The sequence below is a fragment of the Acetobacterium sp. genome (assembly GCF_030652775.1).
GTDB lineage: Bacteria > Bacillota > Clostridia > Eubacteriales > Eubacteriaceae > Acetobacterium.
The window spans coordinates 1-18,381 of sequence record NZ_JAUSPS010000045.1; the positions used below are offsets into that span (position 1 = coordinate 1).

Genomic DNA, 18,381 nt, shown 5'->3' on the forward strand with positions numbered 1-18,381 from the left:
TATTATTATACTTACGCGAGTATTCTTCTGCTAAATCGATTTTCTTGACTCCATATATATATCCACCTAAGTCATTTGCCAGTATAATCAATATAACCAAAATAATTATTATCACTACTATTTTCCTCACATAATTTTTATAATAATTTTAAATTTTTGTTCTAATCAAGAAAAGGGAAAACTAAAACTGAGTTTCAACCAGGTGGCTCGACCGATGCGAACGAGACGGCCAATCCCTTTAATCAAAACATGTTGATATAGATATAGTCCCGTACCCGAATCGCGAGTTTAATCGCATTGATTTGGTAAATTAAGGGAATCAGGTATCTGGAAGTCATCGACTACGATGCCAGTGATTTTTTCCCAAGGAACTGCGTGAAAAATAGAATCAAACAAAAGTGGGTGGAGACAACATCAGTATGGCAACTGACCAATGGTTGTATACATCAGCTGTTTGATCACATCGGTGGTTGGTCTATAATTATTTGCCGTTAAAATTGACTTTCAGATTTTTGCTAGATTTTAGTGTAATCGATTAATCCTGATATCTATTCTCAAAAGGTTTTGGTTTATCTGTTAACTTTTGTCAGTAACGGGGTAATTACATGCTTTTGTACTTTAACCCATTAAGCAGAAAAAGATGGACTGGATTCATTGGTTTCATGGATTTTATTGTTTGTATGAATAATTCTGTAATTTACACACTAATTTAGACTTGACTATATTATTATTTTAGGAATGGATATTATTTTAGAATATCTATATTCCAATGGAATAAAATTCAGTATATAAACTATAATGATCAGTAGACATTTTTGTAAAATTAGAATTTATTAAGATATAGGTATCGAGATAACCGCTATAACTAACACCTAAAGTTCGCCCAGAATCAAGTACTACACCATAGCCATTTGTTTGTCTCCAATCCAAATATGGACGACCGCTTATATATGATGCAACATCTGTACAACTTCCAAACCTATTAGGATTTGTAGAGTATGTGTAATATGCTTTTATGTATAAACCAGATATAAAACTATAGTTATTAATTTGCGAGCCGGTTCCTCTAGTTGCCAAATTTGAATCTGTAAGTGTACTACCGTTAACTGGATTTACAAGCGTATTTTTTTTTGCTAATGATAACTTCTCGGCTAAAGATAATTCAGCTTCGATTTTTTCTAATAATGCTTCTGCTTCCTTGATACTATCAACTTTTATTGGTTGTATCCCCTCAGGTAAATCTTTTTCATCAATAACCGTACCTGAATATTTTCCTAATTCTATTTTTTGTCCAGCGTAATAATCTGATTCTGCGTATGCAAATACATTTGTAAACGGTAACATCATCACACTAAGTAGCAAAATAGTACTAACAATTTTAAACTTTTTCATCTTTATTATATTATCTCCTTTTTAAATTAATTCTTCAACCAATAAACCAGCAATGTCAAGTCTAAATTAGTGTGTAAAAACGACTATGTATTAGGATAACTTAACTCTTCCCAATACAAGCACAATACCAACCACAACGTTCCCCATCATTATACAAACTGAAATCGCTAATTGACCGATATAACAAAATAGCAAAACCAAAAACACAAACAAAACCAAAAAAAAACGTGTTCTCTTTTTATACACAGCTTTTTCGACTTGTCCTAACGGTTTATTTACAGCCTCTACTGGCGCAAGGAAAAAGATGATCATTCCCGCAACAAGTGTCAGTGCGATACAAATAATCCCCGTCCATGGGATAATCTTAATACCCATCAAAGTGGCTGTAATCATTGCGACTGAATACAAATAACATCTTAACTGTGTTTTTGCATGGTAGCCACCGGTATTGGAACGAAGTGGAATAAATGTTAAAAGGAAAATAATGCTTTCCCATACCATATTTAACACAATCCCGATTCCCATAATCGTAGCAATATTGAAGATCATCAACAGTCCTTGCTGTAAACCATAGGCATATAAATTTCTGTTCTCAGCTATGATAATTTCATTGCTTACGAGGATATCTGTAATTCTCTCCGCCATTACGCTTCTCATTTGAACTTTTTGAGTTTTTCTGCACCCTCAGGTAGTTTTGGTTGGTACATAAAAACAAAACAGGCTGTATTAACGTTTAATGTTGTCACCATCAAAGCCAAAGCCGCAATCACCCGATAGCACTTTAATGATAGATTTTTCAAAGCATCCCCCTCTTTTCATCTTTTATTGTCCTAAATCTACCATATATTTTCATTTGTGCCAGATTATGTTGAAATTAATATATTTTTTTGTAGTGAACTAAGAATTTTTTATTTTTATTAAAATATAAAACGAGCAACCTTATTAAAAGAATGCTCGCAACAACCACCTATACAAACAACAGCAGGGAAACCGAGAAGACCTCTTTCTGCTGGGTAATATCCATCGTCCCATCGTATTTTTGCAAAACACTTTTTACATTTTTCAGACCTAAGCCATGTTTGCTTGGCTCTTTATTTGTTGTCAGATATCGATTTCCTTCTTTTATGCGTTCACCCTGATATGGATTCTCAACCAGAATAATTAACCGCCCTTTATCATAGTTTAATTTTGTTTTTATCTCTCTTTCTTTTTCTAACTCAGCAACGGCCTCAATTGCGTTATCCAGTAAGTTCCCCAAAATTATTGCCACATCAAATGATGGAATGCACATTTTTTCTGGAATACTCAGATCAAGGGCGATTTTTATATTTTGTTGCTCTGCTGCCTGAATTTTAAAATTTAGAATACTGTCAATATCGATATTTTCGGTGTAAGCATATTGTCTCGTATCGTCGTAAATATCAGTCATCTTTGATAGATGTTTTAATGCGGTGTCTCGTTCCCCCTTTTCAACCAATGCGTATATAACTGATAAATGATTACGCAGATCATGTCGCATTGCTTTCGTTGTTTTTAAGTATGACTCCATTAGTTCGAATTGCTTTTGATAGTATTTATTTTGCTGTCCTAGCAAGATTTTATCCATTTTATCGACCATGGAAGCTGAAATGACATCATATAAATAAAAGATTGTGAAATTAACAAGCAGTATCAGTACCACTCCAACTAGAACCTGCTCCCAGACCAGACCCGTTGCTTGAAATAAGGCTAGAATGATATATAAAGATGAAATCGGGATTAAAATAATTGCGATCCAATTGGCCAGCGGGATTGTTTCTCCTTTCCTGATATTCTTATAATTGTTTAGGAGGCGAACGACTAGGTATAGCATGATTTGAAAAATGATCAGACCATATTCTGACGAATAGTTGTTAACTGACAGCCAAGAATAATTTGAATAACCGGACAACAAGACAACAATCAGTTCCACACACATTACTATTAAATAAATCAAAAATACTGACAAAAGTCGTCTTTTTAAGCCTACTTTATAGTTAAACGACAGGCCTAAAAAAACAAGAATATTACTGATTATCATAATTACCGGTATATTAATAGTCAAATATACCAGCGCAATAAATATGTAATATCCCGCATAGGATAAGAATTCTATCTTATGATTGACTTCTTTGGTCTCAAAGAAAATATGCATAAATTTATAAACGATATAGGTTCCAAAAATATTGGTTATCAAATATACCATTTCATAGGTGCTTAGCGCCATTAAAGAAACCTCTCACTTTCGTATTTCATCTGCAGTCCTCTGACTTCTTTTCGTTTTAACTGACTAATTGGCAGACAGTCTGAATTTGACATCAGAACCTCTTCATACTTAAAATTGGCTACCTGTTCATAATTGATGATATACGATTTGTGAATGGTAATAAACCGGTATTTGGACACCTGACGAAACACCTCCTGGAGCTTGCCATAAAATAATTCTTCCCCGGTTGTGGTTACAATTTTAATTTCTCGGTTCACACTCTGAAAATAGATGATGTTTTTTATGGGAAACTTATGTGTATCCGATCCTTTTTTGTAGCTGAAAATGCCGCCTAAACGGTTTGCTAATTTCATAGCCAGTTCAACGTCTTTGATCACCTTATCCGGCTCCACAGGTTTTGACAGAAAATGCATCGGTCGAACTTCAAATAAATCTTTAAAATAACTTTCTTTTCCTGAAACATATACAATTTGGGTGACCTGGTTATCCATTTCTTCGCGAATTTTGCGACCCAGATCAAGACCATTTAAACCCTTCATTTCAATGTCCAGAAAGATTAAATCAAAATTATGTTCATGTTCCATATAAATACCGAGTTTTTCAGCCGAATAAAACACTTCAATTTGCATTTCCTGTAGGGTTGATTTTTTATATTCTAGAATAATATTTTCAATTTCCGAACAGATTCCACGCTGATCATCACAGATTGCGATACTAAACATTCAGGACACCTTCTCTTTATGGTTTATAAAATCATTTTACATGACAATAAAACAACTGTCCAGTTTAATGTCGCTATTTAATCCGCTAAAGATGTATCTATTTCTTAATCCACAATAAAAAAACGCCACCGTTAATACGATAGCGTTAAAAAAAAGCGTTCAGTTTTATTTTTAAGCTTCAGTACACATCATTGATGCTGTTAATTTTTAGTCATTATTTGTTGATGGCATCCACAGCCGTCATCAACTCCGAAATAGAACGATACCAGTTTTTAATCATATGGCGCATTAGCCCGACCTGTTCGGCCTTAGCTAGCAGTCCAAATACTGGAATCTTGGAGCCGTAAGCCGCACCGATTTCGGCCCAGGCGTCACAGCCGGATGGCCCGACGTAGATGATCAGATCCGCACTGGTAACCGATGAGATGCAAAAGTCAAAAACCCGTGTTCCTTCGGATGACTCAATAAAATGGGTCAGCTCTTTTTGCGACAGAAAGGCTTCTTCCGGTCGGCCCTCCCGGATCCAAGATAGGATGGTGTGGCCCCGGGTTTCCAATAAATCGGTCAGCATTTCAACGGCATGCTGATGCTTCCATGAAGCGGCAATATATATTCTCATGATTCCTCCAATTTGTGCGTTTTTTATTCTAAGCTCTGTGTTTATTATAACCCTGTCCTATTTCATTCACAAGTAGCGGTTATCTTTTCGGTCATAAAAACAGTGCTGTAACACTAATCGAATCATTGCTAAAGTCAGTTTATTTTGCTGGGCTACCGGCAATCTTAACATTTTTCTTTTATTTTATTAGCTTGTCGGCTATTTTAAAGTTTTTCTTTTTTGGGTTCAGAATTACTTTATTTTTGCTAAGGAATATATAACCCTTCCCTACTGATAATCCTTGCACCACCGTTGTAAACAGTACGATGGCATAGGTCGCCACCAAAAACAAGTTATAGGTTGGCGTCGCCAGAGAGATGCTGGTACCCATAATCAAGGCCAGACAAAGACCGCCTTTTAAACCGGCCCAGGTCATAAAGGTAATGAATTTAGAGTTTCTCATTCCCTTACCTTTTGGTGGGTTTCTGTTAAAGATCATCGAAGCGTAAACTCCCAAAAATCTGGCAATCGTATTAAATACGATCGATCCGATTGCGATGGCGAAAATCATTCCGACTGAGAGGGTATTGATGTTCTTAATATTCAACAATATGACGCCGACTAACAGGAATAAGATGCCATTTAAGAGGTTATCCACTACGGACCAGAAGGAATAGAATAAGTTATGTAATTCCTCAGACATACCTTTGTGATTTTTACGCTTCATTCCGGCGATTCCGGTAGCATAGTAAAGTCCGCAAATAACTGCTGCGATCGGTCCGGAGAAAACAAAGTATTCACAAATCAGATAAGCCAGCATCACAGTCAGGAGACTGGTGAATATTTTAATAAAATTGTCATTTGACCGTTTGAAGACTTCAAATAGCAGGAAGGAAACAACAAAGCCGACAGCCACTGCACCCAGAATTTCAGTGGTTAGGCCCCATCCAAAACTTATTACGGAGACACTGTTAGCAGACAGTTTTAAGGCTGTTAGCAGGGTGGCAAAAATAGCCACGGCAACACCGTCATTGAACAAAGCTTCCCCTTCAATAATCAGGCCGATTCGCTTCGGTAATCCGGCCTTTGCCAGAATACTCATGGCCGAAATCGGATCGGTCGGAGCTACAATTGAGCCAAGTAGACAGGCTTCCAGAAAGGAAATATTAACATGGATCAGATAGCCCAGACCGAAAAAAAGCAAACCATAAACAACAGTGGATACCACGGTTCCAATAATTGCCATGCTGCCGATCAGGAATTTGTCCGCTCTAAAATCGCCAAATTCGATCCGCGATGCCCCACTAAAGAGCATAAAGCATAAAATACCTTTAAACAGAAAATCGGTGAAATCAAATTCCCGGTAGAGATTTATAAACTCCATTGGTAAGTGGACAAGATTTAAGTTCCGGCCTATTATATAAATAACAACAAAGATAAATCCAAAAACGACCAGACCAATTTCATAGGGCAGTTTTATTGTTTTCTCATTAATAAAACTAAACACGACCACTAACAAAAGCAGTACACTGAACAGGGTAAGCAACTGATCAAAATTATACATTTCTTCTCCTTTGAATTCCATAAAAAATCGCACAAAAAAAAGGCAATAACAAGATAGGCTCTACCTGTTATCACCTTTGATAAGTCTGAGTCTTAAACAAGAGTAATCAACATCTCTATTGATGTTAACCTAGTACACTCTTCAAACTTTCTGAATTATAGCACTTTAATAATCACGTGTCAATGGCTTTTCATTACTATTTTATTCGCTTTTTTATGTAAACGAGCGTCTGTTTTTTCTGTTATTTTTCTGTCAAACTTGGTCCTGTTTTCTGATTATATCCATCGGTTTAACTGCTGCGCCCATCTGTAGATAGTAAAGCATTTTGGGATGGGGTGTGGACTCAATTGCCGCCCCGGATTTGTCGGTCATTATCGCAATTTTTTGCTTGACAAAGCCTTTTCCGGGAATCATAATCTCGATCTCGTCACCGATTGATACCTTGTTGCGTTGCTCAATTAAGGCCATCCCGGTGTTTTCGTCATATTCCCGAACCAGACCGACAAAATCATAATGCCGGGTATAACTGCTGGTACCGTAATTTTGATCATCTGATGTTGTTTTGCCGCTAAAAAACCCTTTCGTGTAATTACGGTGGCTGACCTTTGTCAGCTCATTATAATAGCCCTCATCAAGCTGTGTCACCCCGGGATTATCATACGTGTAATCAATGGCACTGCGATAGGCCGATACGACGGTGGCTACATAATAAAGGCTTTTCATCCGGCCTTCGATTTTAAAGCTGTCCACCCCGGCCGCCATCAGCGCCGGGATTTCATTGATCAAGCAGAGATCCTTGGAGTTGAAAATAAAGGATCCGGTGGCATCCTCTTCGATGGAAAAGGCTTCATCTGGCCGGGTTTCTTCAATCAGGTGATACTTCCATCGGCAGGGATGGGCGCAATCGCCCTGATTCGAATTTCTGCCAGTCATGTAATGACTTAACAGACAGCGTCCCGAGTAGGAAATACACATCGCACCGTGAACAAAAATTTCGATTTCCATTTCCGGAGCCACTTTTTCGCGAATTTCCTGAATCTCGCTAAGTCCCAGTTCGCGAGCCAGCACAATCCGTTTGGCGCCCTGGGCATGCCAGAATGCCACACTTCGCCAATTGGTATTATTGGCCTGGGTACTCACTGATATTTTTAAATCCGGGGCAACTTCCTGCACCACAGAAAAAACCCCGGGATCGGCCACAATAACGCCGTCAATTCCCAGGTCTTTGAGTTCGCTGACATATTCGGGCAGACCGTCGAAGTCTGCATTGTGGGGAATCATGTTCAAGGTGATATAAATTTTTTTATCACGTTCACGGACATACTCGACTGCCTCGGCCAGTCCGGCCAGATCAAAATTGTCCGCTTTTGCCCGGAGCCCAAATTTCTTGCCGGCACAATAGACCGCATCGGCTCCATAATGCAAGGCATACCGTAATTTTTCAAAATTTCCTGCCGGTGCTAAAAGTTCCGGTTTTTTCATATGTCTCTCCGTTCTTTAACGCTCGTTTTAATTCTCTTCCTATTAATACTACCTATTTAAAAATCTTACTGATCTTTTTTCCAGCTAATCGCCAACCCGTCACCTAATGGCAAAATGCTGGTAATTAATTGGGGATGGCTGGTGATCGTTTCCAGATACACCCGCATCCGTTTGACAATGGTTATCTTTCGGCGAATGACCAAATCATTGCTGGCAATCATACCTTTAAACAGCACATTATCGGAAATCAATAGTCCGCCGGGTTTTAAACACCGCAGGCAATCGTCTAGCAAATGGATATAATGGCCTTTGGCACCATCCAAAAAGATCATATCATAGCTCTTATCAAGTTCAGCCAGTTTTTCCTGGGCATCCCCAACCATCAGGTTGATCTGATGGTTCAGTCCCAGACTGGTAATATTCTCGTCTGCCTGAACCACCATGTTTAAATTTCGTTCAATGGTGTCCACTTGTCCCTTTGAACCCATGGCTTCGGCAAAAATTGATGCCGAAAAGCCCACCGCTGTACCAACCTCCAAAATGGTCTGGATTTTATTAGTAGCGATCAATAATTCGATGTGTTTTTGAACTTCTTTATGGATGATGGGGATCTCGTCGTCCAGCGCTCTTTTTCTGAATTCTTCAATTTCGGGACGATCAGCAGGAATTAGCCTTCTGATATAATCCTCAATGTAATCTTGTACAATTTCACTCACAGTCTGGCCTTCATTCTTTTTTTAATTGACGGCCCCTTTATTATTGGCGCCTGACTTACATATCTGTTCGTCTTAATTAGTTGCCCATGTATTTTTCAACATCCTCGAGATGTTCTTCATAGGTTTCGTTGAAATAGATTTTTCCCGAGCTCATATCGGCAACAAAATATAAATATTTGGTTTCGGCCGGATATAGGGCAGCTTCTAAGGATGTTTCCCCGAAGGAACAAATCGGTCCAAAGGGTAATCCGGTATTGATATAAGTATTATACGGTGATGCGAATTGGGTTTCCGCTGTTGTTAATACCGCAGTTTTTTCACCGCGGGCATAGTCCACGGTAATGTCTGACTGAAGCGGCATATTTTCCGCAATTCGATTGTAAAAGACACTGGCGGCATTAGCCTTGTCTTCAACCAGTTTGGTTTCCAGTTCCACAATGGAAGCCATAATTACGATCTCATCGACTGTCTTACCCATTTCTTTGGTTCGTTTTAAATAATCTTGATCATAGACCTCTACAAAACGGTCCAGCATCGCAGTCACCACTTCTGATGGCTCAACGCCTGGTGAAAAACTGTAGGTATCGGGAAAAAGGTAACCCTCCAGCGTTCGGCTGACCCCGTCTTTGTCAGACAGGGGAATATTGCTTAGAATCGGATAGTTTTTCTGATATTCTGACACTTTTTTTGTTTCTTCGATAAATGCCTCGGCATCGCATACATTTTTTGTTTCTAAAATTTCGGCAAATTCTAGAATATTACGTCCTTCAGGAATGGTAACCGTAGCATCCGCAACATCACCCGTTATCAGACGATCCAGAATCTGCTGGGCCGATTCGGCCGGGCTGAAAGCGTAATAGCCGGATTGGATCTGGTGAGCAGTATTCTCTTTTTTGGCCAACATCTCAAAAGCAAAAGCATCCCTGATCAGGTTGTTTTCTGCCAATTGTGCTGCCACATCGCTGATGACGGAACCTTCTTCAATTTGCACATAGACAAGGTCTCCATCTCCCACTGGTGTAAGCATTTGGCCAATAAAATAATTAAAACTGAACACCCCAGTTGCGCCAAATACGACTAATAATAAAAGAATAATGGCAATCAATTTTCCCGTTTTTTTTCGGGGCGACTGTCTGGTTTGATTTGTCCTGTTACTCATCCTTTCACCTTCCTTTCATTTCTAAAACCATAAAAAGAATATAGGACCGCGATTGAGGTGGGCACCTATATTCTTTTTGTATTGTTTTTATTTAAATGGTTGTTTACGCGCCACAGCCTTCTTCTTCTGTATCAAACAGACCCATGTCCAAATCGACTGCTTTTGCCATAATGTCGGTAATATCCTGAAAAACGACCGAAAAATACATTTGTGCCTGAAAAAATTCGGCGATTTCCGGAATACCCATAATGGTGTTTGCAACGGCATTATAGGCAGTAATCTGCTCTTCAGTCAGCTCATTTCCGAGCATTTGAAATGATTGAATTTCCATCTGCTTACGCATATAGTCCTTGGCCATTTCAAATTTTTCGGGATCTTGTTCCAATTTTTCTTTTGCTGCTAAAAAATTCTTGTATTCGGTGGATTCTTTGAGTGCTCGTGCCAAATTATTGGCTTCATCATATACGTTCATACGTTACTCCTATTTTTTAATTTTATCGGGAACTGGATAAGAAATTTGTCTTAAACAATCGCCTTATTAAATTACACTTCCATCAAGATGGGCAGGATCATCGGTTTCCGCTGTGTTTTTGCATAGAGATATTTAAACAGGCTTTCGCGGATAACATTTTTGATGGAATTCCAGTCTATAATACCCTTTTCTTCACAAGATATCAAGGCTTTCTTTACCTCTTCCCGAGCGTTATTAATGAGTTCTTCCGATTCTCTCACATAAACAAATCCCCGGGAGATAATATCCGGCCCTGAAATCGCCTTGCCTTTATGCATCGTACAAACGACAATGAAAAGACCATCTTCTGACAATCGTTTCCGATCGTTCAGAACGATATTGCCAATATCGCCAACTCCCAGTCCATCAACCAGAACCGGTTCGGCTTGGGTTTTACCGACAATTTGGATACTGCGTTTATCAATTTCAAGGATATTTCCATTTTCGGCAATAAAGGTCTTTTCCTTTTTCATGCCAACGCTTTGCGCCAGTTCTACATGTTTCATTAACATGCGACTTTCCCCATGAACCGGAAGAAAATGTTTTGGTCTGACCAGGGTAATCATCAGTTTCAGTTCTTCTTGTCGGGCATGACCGGAAACATGAATTTCAGCGAATCCCCCATAAACAACATCAGATCCCAATTCCACTAATTTATTGATAACCTCTGAAACCATCTTCTCATTTCCCGGTACAGCGGATGCCGAAATGACAACGAGGTCTTCTTTTTTGATGGTCAGATGACGGTGCTCACCTAATGCCATTCGTCCCAGGGCGGCCATCGGTTCTCCCTGGCTGCCGGTAGTAATAATCACTAATTCTTTGTCTTTATACTTATTTATGTCGCGTAACTGAACCTGCACATTTGGAGGCATTTTCATATAACCCAAATCCATCGCCACTTCGCTGACATTTTCCATACTTCGTCCACAAATGATAACTTTGCGGTTATATTCTACTGCTGCATCAATCACCTGCTGGAGTCGATGAACATTAGAGGCAAATGTCGTAACGATAATTCGTCCTTTGGCGTTTCTGAATAAATTGAAAAGTGTTGGCCCAACACTGCTCTCAGATTGTGTAAATCCAGTGCCTTCCACATTGGTACTATCTGACATCAGCAGATCGACACCTTGTGATCCAATTTTGGCAAATCGCTGCAAGTCGATTACTTCGCCACCAATTGGATGGTAGTCTATTTTAAAATCGCCGGTGTGGACAACGGTAGCTGCCGCACATTTGATACACAGTCCCACTGCATCAGCAATACTGTGATTGACGCGAATAAACTCAACGTTAAATTCGCCGATATCAATCCGATCTTTTGGTTTAACGATAATTCGGGTGGTTTTGGTTAATAAACCATGCTCTTTGAGCTTTTTATCAATCAGGCCCATGGTGAATTTGGTGGCGTAAATAGGGATGTTGATCTTTCTCAGCAGATAAACAAGCCCGCCAATATGATCTTCGTGCCCATGAGTAATGACAACTCCCTTAACCTTATCCTGATTCTCCAGAATATAATTATAATCTGGTAGCACGATATCGATCCCGAACATGTCGTCATCGGGAAACTTCAGACCGCAATCCACCAGGATGATATCATCCTTGTATTCGAATACGTTCAGGTTTTTCCCAATTTCACCTAAGCCCCCCAATGGAACCAATCTCAGTTTATCTTTGTTCTTCTGAGGTTGCGGTTTTCGTCGCGATCGTGAGCGGCCCTCCATTCGTTGAGTTTCCGTCGTTATTAAGTTTTTATTTTCAGTCAAATTATTCTCCTTTCGTTATTGCATAACAATCCGAACAATATCCGTACACTTTAAGTTCGTGATTGATTATTATAAAATCCTTCTTTTCTTCTATTTCTTTTTCAAGAGCTTCCAGGAAATCGTCTTGCATTTCGATAACCTTTCCGCATTTTAAGCAGATTAAATGATGATGCCAGTGTTTTTCATCCAACTCGCAGAGTTCGTACCGAGCAAAGCCATCATCAAAATTACGTTTGGTAATGAGTCCCATTTCTTCTAATATTTGCACCGTTCGATAAATGGTCGACATTCCCACATCAGGATTGCGCTGTTTAACACCCTTGAATAATTCCTCAACACTAAAGTGCTGCTCCCTGAAGGTCATCAGAACTTCAATGGTAACCAGACGTTGAGGGGTTACTTTGTTCCCTCTTTTTCTGAGCGCATCCACAATTTGTTTTTCATTATTCATAGTTGTCACACCTCTTTTTCAGTTTCTTCTGATAAAACAGTTACAGGCAACTCGCTGATAATTTCTATATTTACTCCATCAATATCACAGGAAAGCGCACGGATCTCTATTCCCAGACTATGACATTGACCCAATAAACGTAAAAACTTTTGATTCTTTAGTTGATCCGACTGAAACAATTTGACATCATTGCGTTGCACAACAAAAATAACACCGGTATGGTAACCCTCCTGGTGAGCCTTGATTAATTCGGCTAGATGTTGTACTCTCAGAAAACAAGAAGCTCACTCATGCGACCGGCATTGGGCACATGAGCAGCTATCTCTTCCTGGTTGATCATTACCTTGAATGAAACGATTGGGTTGGCTAAGAACGCCCGTTGACACGGAGGTTCTTACTCAACTTCACCTTCATCATCGTCTTCGTCATCCTCTAAATCTTCGTATTCTTCATCCATGATGCGATCATATTCGGCTTCAATTAAAGCAAATTCGGCTTCATCTTCAACTGGTACCAGAATTTCACCATCCTCGTCTACATCGATAAAGAAAGCAAACACATCGTCACTTTCTTCGCCTTCTGTTAAAAGCACATAAGTCTTTTCACCCAGAGGAAACGAAACTTCTAAATCAAACTCTCTTGCAACGCCATTTTCATCTTCTAAAATTATTTTTTCTTCCATATCAACTTCTCTTTCAATTTTATTTTATTTCGCTCATAATCTTGTAATTATACCTTTTCATGCTTAAAGAATCCATTATTCACAAATTATTTAACTGCCCGATCCATATAAGACTGGAGAATAATCTGAGCCGCCAGCATATCGATATAATCTTTACGGTTCTCCCGGGAAACATTTCCTTCGATCAATACTTTTTCAGACCAGGCTGAGGTTAATCGCTCATCAATATAGATGATTTCAATATCCAGCCGTTTCTTGATAAACTGACAAAAGTTCACTGTTTTCCGGGTCTGAGCGGATTCTGAACCATCCATGTTCAGCGGTAGGCCAGCTACCACTTTTTTAATCTCATATTTTGCAATGAGCTCTCGAAATGCTTCTAAATCGTCATCCCGGGTCTTTCGTTTGAGGGTCATAACACCCTGAGCGGTAATCTGCAACGGATCCGTCACAGCCACCCCAATCCGTTTGTCGCCAACATCAATTCCTAAAATTCTTTCCATTCATTATCCCATCTATTTGTTATGACTGTATTAAATCACTTTAATGCAAAAGTCTTTACAGGCGGTGCTGCAATAACAGCAAAGCACACATTTTTTTTCATCAACTTGGGCTTTTCCCACAACTACGGCCAGGGCTTTCTGGTTGCAGCGACGCACGCATTCGCCGCAACCAGTGCACCAGTCACTGATATGCAGTGTTTTTTCGGCACTGGAGACGGCGGTCTCCAAATCCTCGGAAATTTTTTCACCATTGAATATTTTGACATTATACAGCACTTCGTTAACCGATTGAACCCCAATCGCAATGGCATCCAGATCGGCATTATTCAAAACAAACTCGAAACTGGCTTGTTTCCGGGAAAGCAGATTACCGCCGCCTAAAGGCTTCATGCCATAAATGCCCTTCCCCAGTTTTTTGGCTTCATGGATAGCTACCACCATTTCCTGAGCGGTTCCATCTTCAATGCCGATTCCCGTTAAATTGATCAGCGGATGAATCACATCCAGCTCGGGAAACCGATTCGCCCCGTAAACACCTTCCACCCGATGGGTGGAAATGCCGATAGCTCTTACTTTCCCCGCTTTTTTTTCGGCAATCAGCGCCTCAATGGCTTCCCAATGACCTTCAATGGTTTTTTGGCTCTCCTGCTCATGGAGCAGGTAAAGATCAACATAATCCCGGTCCAATTCAGTCAGAGCCCGATTTAAGCTGCTACGAACTCCCGCTGCTGTATAATCATAGGATTTTGTCGCAACAACCACATCCTGCTGCATCGCGATTGCCGCCCGCAGGTGATCATAATTATTATACAGATCGGCCGTGTCAAAAAAATTAACGCCACAGTCCAAGGCAGCTGCGATGATTTCCCGGCTTTCCAAAAGGGTTTTATTTTTTTGCAGCGGACCAATCGTCAAACTGCCAAAGCACATTCGGGATACCTTGATACCGGTATTGCCCAGGGTATTGATTTTCATCTTTAGATCGTTTCCTAACCACAAGTGTTATGTTTAATGAGAATATAGTAATTAAAACGATATCGTTAGTACCGACAATTGTTACATCCTGTTGTGTGCATCAAGGCGAACACGGCGTAGCCTGTACGAATTGCAAGCATACAACAGATTAACAATTGATCGGTACGGTGGTATGAAACCAACCTATACAATCTCTATCGCCCTGCTGAACTAAAATAGGACTGCCTCGGTTGAGACAGCCCCAATTTAACAGCCTACTAAATACTTTTTAAGTAACGTCGAACAAGTTCTTCGAGTAACTCATCCCGTTCAATTTTCTGTATGGCATTTCGCGCTTCTCTGTGACTTGTGATATAGGTCGGATCTCCTGACATGACATAACCTACAATTTGATTGACGGGGTTATACCCTTTTTCAACTAGAGCCTTATGTACATTGCGCATCACTTCGTCGATCTTCTGAGACTTTTCGCTATCGACCTCAAACATAATGGTTCCTCGATCAATCACCGTATTTTCTCCCATTGTCATCTGACCTCCTTCACAATCAATTTATATCATTTTAACCCAAAGCGAAAGAAAAGACAAGTCATATGACATAATTTTTCTTTTTCTTAATAAATTAATTCAACTGTTCCCGAATGCATGCCTCTCCCTTTACAAGGGATTCTGCCAGTTTTTCCGGAAGTTTCCCCCCAGCTTGCGCCATATCTGGACGTCCGCCACCACCTCCGCCGGCTATTGCCGCCACTTCTTTAATGACTTTGCCAGCATGGAAGCCGCGTTTGACAATATCCGGAGTTGCCGTTGCCACAAAATTAACCTTGCCCTCCAGAGCGCTCCCCAGCAGCACAACGCCAGAACCCATCCGGTCTTTCAGTAAATCTCCAATGGTGCGCAGCTCTTCCATCGGCATATTTTCTACTTCGGCAATGGTAACCTGAACGCCACTGATGATCACCATTTTCTGATGGATATCCATAATCGCATTACCGGCAAATTTCTGTTTCAGTTCGGCAATGGTGCGTTCCTTCTGTTTGCTGATTTCAGTCAACTCCGTAACCTTTTCCAGTAATTGATCCGGGTTTGTTTTCATCAGATTAGATACCTCAACCAGGGTATCATCCATTTTTTCCACCAGATGCCAGGCATTAAAACCAGTTGCCGCCTCAATCCGCCGAATTCCGGCAGCAACACCGCCTTCACTGATAATTTTAAACATCCCGACCTTAGCCGAATTACTGATATGACAGCCGCCGCAAAGCTCGGTACTGAAGTCGCCGACCTTGACAACCCGGACGATTTCACCGTATTTTTCGCCAAATAGAGCCGTTGCTCCCAGTTCTTTGGCTTGATCAATATTCGTTTCAAAGATGGACACATCATAAGCCGCTAAGATCGCAGTATTAACAATGTCTTCCACCTGACGTTTTTCATCCCGGGTCATCGCCTGGAAATGATTAAAGTCAAAGCGTAAACGCTCTGGCGAAACAAATGATCCGGCCTGTTCAACATGGTCACCTAAAACCTGTTTCAGGGCTTTTTGTAATAAATGGGTCGACGTATGGTTCCGCTGTACTGCGTCTCTTAAATCTTTGTTGACCTCGGTAATGACGCTTTCGCCTACCTTAAAGGTTCCCGATTTAACTGTACCGGAGTGAATATGTCGGCTCAGACTCCCTTTTTTACAATCACGGATTTCAATCAGTCCATCACCTTTTTGAATGACACCATGATCGCCGGTTTGGCCACCGCTTTCAGCATAGAATGATGTCTGATCCAAGAGCACCAGCACCTCATCCCCAGCTTTGGCTTCGTCCACCAGGGCTTCATTGACATAGAGTCCTAAAATCGTACCTTCGGCATCCAAGTTGTCATAGCCCACAAAGGTATTTACTGCATCCGGTCCCAGGGGATTAAAAGGATCATCAGCCCATACTGCTAAATCGCTGTTGAGTCGATCCTGTCGAGCTCGTTCCCGCTGAGCCTCCATTTCTTTTTCAAATTCTTCGGCGATAATAGTCAGTCCCCGTTCTTCAACAATTTCCTTGGTCAGATCATAGGGAAAGCCATAGGTATCATAGAGTTTAAAGGCACCGCCGCCGGGGAATACCGTTTCTTCCATCTCGATAATTTTATCCAGTTCTTTGTTTAACAGCGCCAGACCCTGATCGATAGTTTCTTTAAAGCGCTCTTCTTCAATGCGGATCAACTTTTGAATGAAATCCTGTTTTTCGCGTAATTCAGGATAAGCACCTTCGGAAACCCGAATCGCTTCTTTCGCTACATCATAAAGGAAAAGATCCTTGATTCCCAACAATTTCCCGTGACGAACGGCTCGGCGAAGCAAACGTCGCAATACATAACCGCGGCCTTCATTACCAGGCATTACACCGTCAGCGATCATAAAGGTAACACTGCGAATATGGTCAGTGATAACCCGGATGGAGATGTCATCCTGCGGATCATCGCCATAATTCACAGCCGCTTTTTTGCAGATATAATTGAGCACATGACCAACGGTATCAATTTCAAAAATGGTACCCACACCCTGCATTACCACTGCTAGACGTTCCAGTCCCATACCGGTATCAATATTTGGTTTTGGCAACAGGTTATAGTTGCCGGCTTCATCTTTATCAAATTGGGTGAATACCAGGTTCCAGAATTCGACATAACGGTCGCAATCACAGCCGACACTGCAGGTGGGGCTGTCACAGCCGTATTCTTCGCCGCGGTCAAAATATAGCTCGGAACAGGGGCCACAGGGTCCCAGGCCATGTTCCCAGAAATTATCTTCTTTTCCCAACCGGACAATTTTTTCTTTAGGAATTCCGACATCTTCATTCCAGATTTTAAAAGCTTCATCATCATCCAGATAAATAGTGATCCAGATCTTATCTTCCGGTATTTCCATCACCTCGGTACAGAATTCCCAGGCCCATGGAATGGCTTCTTTTTTGAAATAATCACCAAAGGAAAAATTTCCCAGCATTTCAAAAAATGTCCCGTGTCTCGCCGTTTTTCCGACGTTTTCAATATCCGGGGTACGAATACATTTCTGACAGGTTGTCACCCGATTTCGAGGTGGTATTTCATCTCCGGTAAAATAGGGTTTCAACGGTGCCATCCCTGAGTTGATCAGCAACAGACTCTTGTCGTTAATCGGCACTAATGGAAAACTGTTTAATCGCAAATGTCCTTTTTCTTCAAAAAATGCCAGATACTTTTCTCTGATTTCATTTAATCCTAATGGTTTCATTTTTTTCTCCTTATCAATTTTTTGGCTTCTGATCGAAAAGCAGCTACTGCTCTCCAATTTGTTATAAAAACAAAAAAATCCCCTGCAAGTCTGCAAGGGACGGTTTAATCTGCGGTACCACCCAAATTAGCTGCATCCATTAGCAACTCACTTTATTGATAACGGTTTCCCGTCTGAAAGTACTCGCCTGACACGTTATTCAAACTTTCTTCTCAGCTGCTCGAACGGGGCAACTCTAAACCAACCATAAAAGACTTTCAGCGATGTCTCTCTCTCTGCAATCGTTGTTTTTCAGAGCCTTCGTTCTCGATGCATTTTAATATTAACCTATAATGTTGATTATATTAA

19 protein-coding genes are annotated in these 18,381 nt (G+C 40.5%); all 19 read right to left on the reverse strand.

Annotation, left to right across the window (positions count from 1 at the left end; translation table 11 throughout):
- Positions 1–759: 759 nt before the first annotated feature.
- A complete protein-coding gene (locus Q7J41_RS07495) occupies positions 760–1,392 on the reverse strand; it encodes a hypothetical protein (RefSeq protein WP_304886739.1) in 633 nt (210 codons plus the stop codon).
- A gap of 90 nt (positions 1,393–1,482) precedes the next feature.
- Positions 1,483–2,037, reverse strand: coding sequence for an accessory gene regulator B family protein (locus Q7J41_RS07500; RefSeq protein WP_304886740.1), 555 nt, complete (start codon positions 2,035–2,037; stop codon positions 1,483–1,485).
- Between the two features lie 8 nt (positions 2,038–2,045).
- Positions 2,046–2,192, reverse strand: a complete 147-nt coding sequence (locus Q7J41_RS07505; RefSeq protein ID WP_304886743.1) for a cyclic lactone autoinducer peptide — start codon at positions 2,190–2,192, stop codon at positions 2,046–2,048.
- Positions 2,193–2,359: 167 nt separating this feature from the next.
- A complete protein-coding gene (locus Q7J41_RS07510; RefSeq protein ID WP_304886745.1) occupies positions 2,360–3,637 on the reverse strand; it encodes a sensor histidine kinase in 1,278 nt (425 codons plus the stop codon).
- Positions 3,637–4,359, reverse strand: coding sequence for a LytTR family DNA-binding domain-containing protein (locus Q7J41_RS07515; RefSeq protein WP_304886747.1), 723 nt, complete (start codon positions 4,357–4,359; stop codon positions 3,637–3,639). Before Q7J41_RS07515 ends, Q7J41_RS07510 begins: the two co-directional genes overlap by 1 nt.
- A gap of 214 nt (positions 4,360–4,573) precedes the next feature.
- Positions 4,574–4,978: a hypothetical protein gene (locus Q7J41_RS07520; RefSeq protein WP_304886749.1), complete on the reverse strand. Its 405-nt coding sequence runs from the start codon at positions 4,976–4,978 to the stop codon at positions 4,574–4,576.
- Positions 4,979–5,156: 178 nt separating this feature from the next.
- The gene (locus Q7J41_RS07525; protein WP_304886751.1) at positions 5,157–6,521 is read right to left on the reverse strand and encodes a sodium:proton antiporter; all 1,365 of its coding nucleotides are present in this window, start codon (positions 6,519–6,521) and stop codon (positions 5,157–5,159) included.
- Between the two features lie 252 nt (positions 6,522–6,773).
- Positions 6,774–8,003, reverse strand: a complete 1,230-nt coding sequence (locus tag Q7J41_RS07530) for a U32 family peptidase (protein WP_304886753.1) — start codon at positions 8,001–8,003, stop codon at positions 6,774–6,776.
- A gap of 65 nt (positions 8,004–8,068) precedes the next feature.
- Entirely contained in the window at positions 8,069–8,719 is a 651-nt protein-coding gene (locus Q7J41_RS07535; protein WP_304886755.1) for an O-methyltransferase, read from the reverse strand.
- A gap of 76 nt (positions 8,720–8,795) precedes the next feature.
- The gene (gene mltG, locus Q7J41_RS07540) at positions 8,796–9,878 is read right to left on the reverse strand and encodes an endolytic transglycosylase MltG (RefSeq protein WP_304886757.1); all 1,083 of its coding nucleotides are present in this window, start codon (positions 9,876–9,878) and stop codon (positions 8,796–8,798) included.
- Positions 9,879–9,981: 103 nt separating this feature from the next.
- Entirely contained in the window at positions 9,982–10,350 is a 369-nt protein-coding gene (locus tag Q7J41_RS07545; RefSeq protein ID WP_304886759.1) for a YlbF family regulator, read from the reverse strand.
- A gap of 71 nt (positions 10,351–10,421) precedes the next feature.
- Positions 10,422–12,119 (reverse strand): ribonuclease J, encoded by a 1,698-nt coding sequence (locus tag Q7J41_RS07550; RefSeq protein WP_304886855.1) that lies wholly within the window; start codon positions 12,117–12,119, stop codon positions 10,422–10,424.
- Between the two features lie 43 nt (positions 12,120–12,162).
- Positions 12,163–12,612, reverse strand: a complete 450-nt coding sequence (locus Q7J41_RS07555; protein WP_304886760.1) for a Fur family transcriptional regulator — start codon at positions 12,610–12,612, stop codon at positions 12,163–12,165.
- A gap of 5 nt (positions 12,613–12,617) precedes the next feature.
- Complete coding sequence (locus Q7J41_RS17800) at positions 12,618–12,884, reverse strand: DNA/RNA nuclease SfsA (protein WP_370650997.1); 267 nt, start codon at positions 12,882–12,884, stop codon at positions 12,618–12,620.
- Positions 12,885–13,006: 122 nt separating this feature from the next.
- Positions 13,007–13,294, reverse strand: coding sequence for a DUF1292 domain-containing protein (locus Q7J41_RS07560; RefSeq protein ID WP_304886762.1), 288 nt, complete (start codon positions 13,292–13,294; stop codon positions 13,007–13,009).
- A gap of 86 nt (positions 13,295–13,380) precedes the next feature.
- Entirely contained in the window at positions 13,381–13,797 is a 417-nt protein-coding gene (gene ruvX, locus Q7J41_RS07565; protein ID WP_026396171.1) for a Holliday junction resolvase RuvX, read from the reverse strand.
- Between the two features lie 30 nt (positions 13,798–13,827).
- Positions 13,828–14,772, reverse strand: a complete 945-nt coding sequence (locus Q7J41_RS07570) for an aldo/keto reductase (protein ID WP_304886765.1) — start codon at positions 14,770–14,772, stop codon at positions 13,828–13,830.
- A 257-nt stretch (positions 14,773–15,029) separates the two neighbouring features.
- Entirely contained in the window at positions 15,030–15,281 is a 252-nt protein-coding gene (locus Q7J41_RS07575) for an IreB family regulatory phosphoprotein (protein ID WP_026396169.1), read from the reverse strand.
- A gap of 112 nt (positions 15,282–15,393) precedes the next feature.
- Positions 15,394–18,033, reverse strand: a complete 2,640-nt coding sequence (gene alaS, locus Q7J41_RS07580) for an alanine--tRNA ligase (RefSeq protein ID WP_304886767.1) — start codon at positions 18,031–18,033, stop codon at positions 15,394–15,396.
- Between the last annotated feature and the right edge of the window lie 348 nt (positions 18,034–18,381).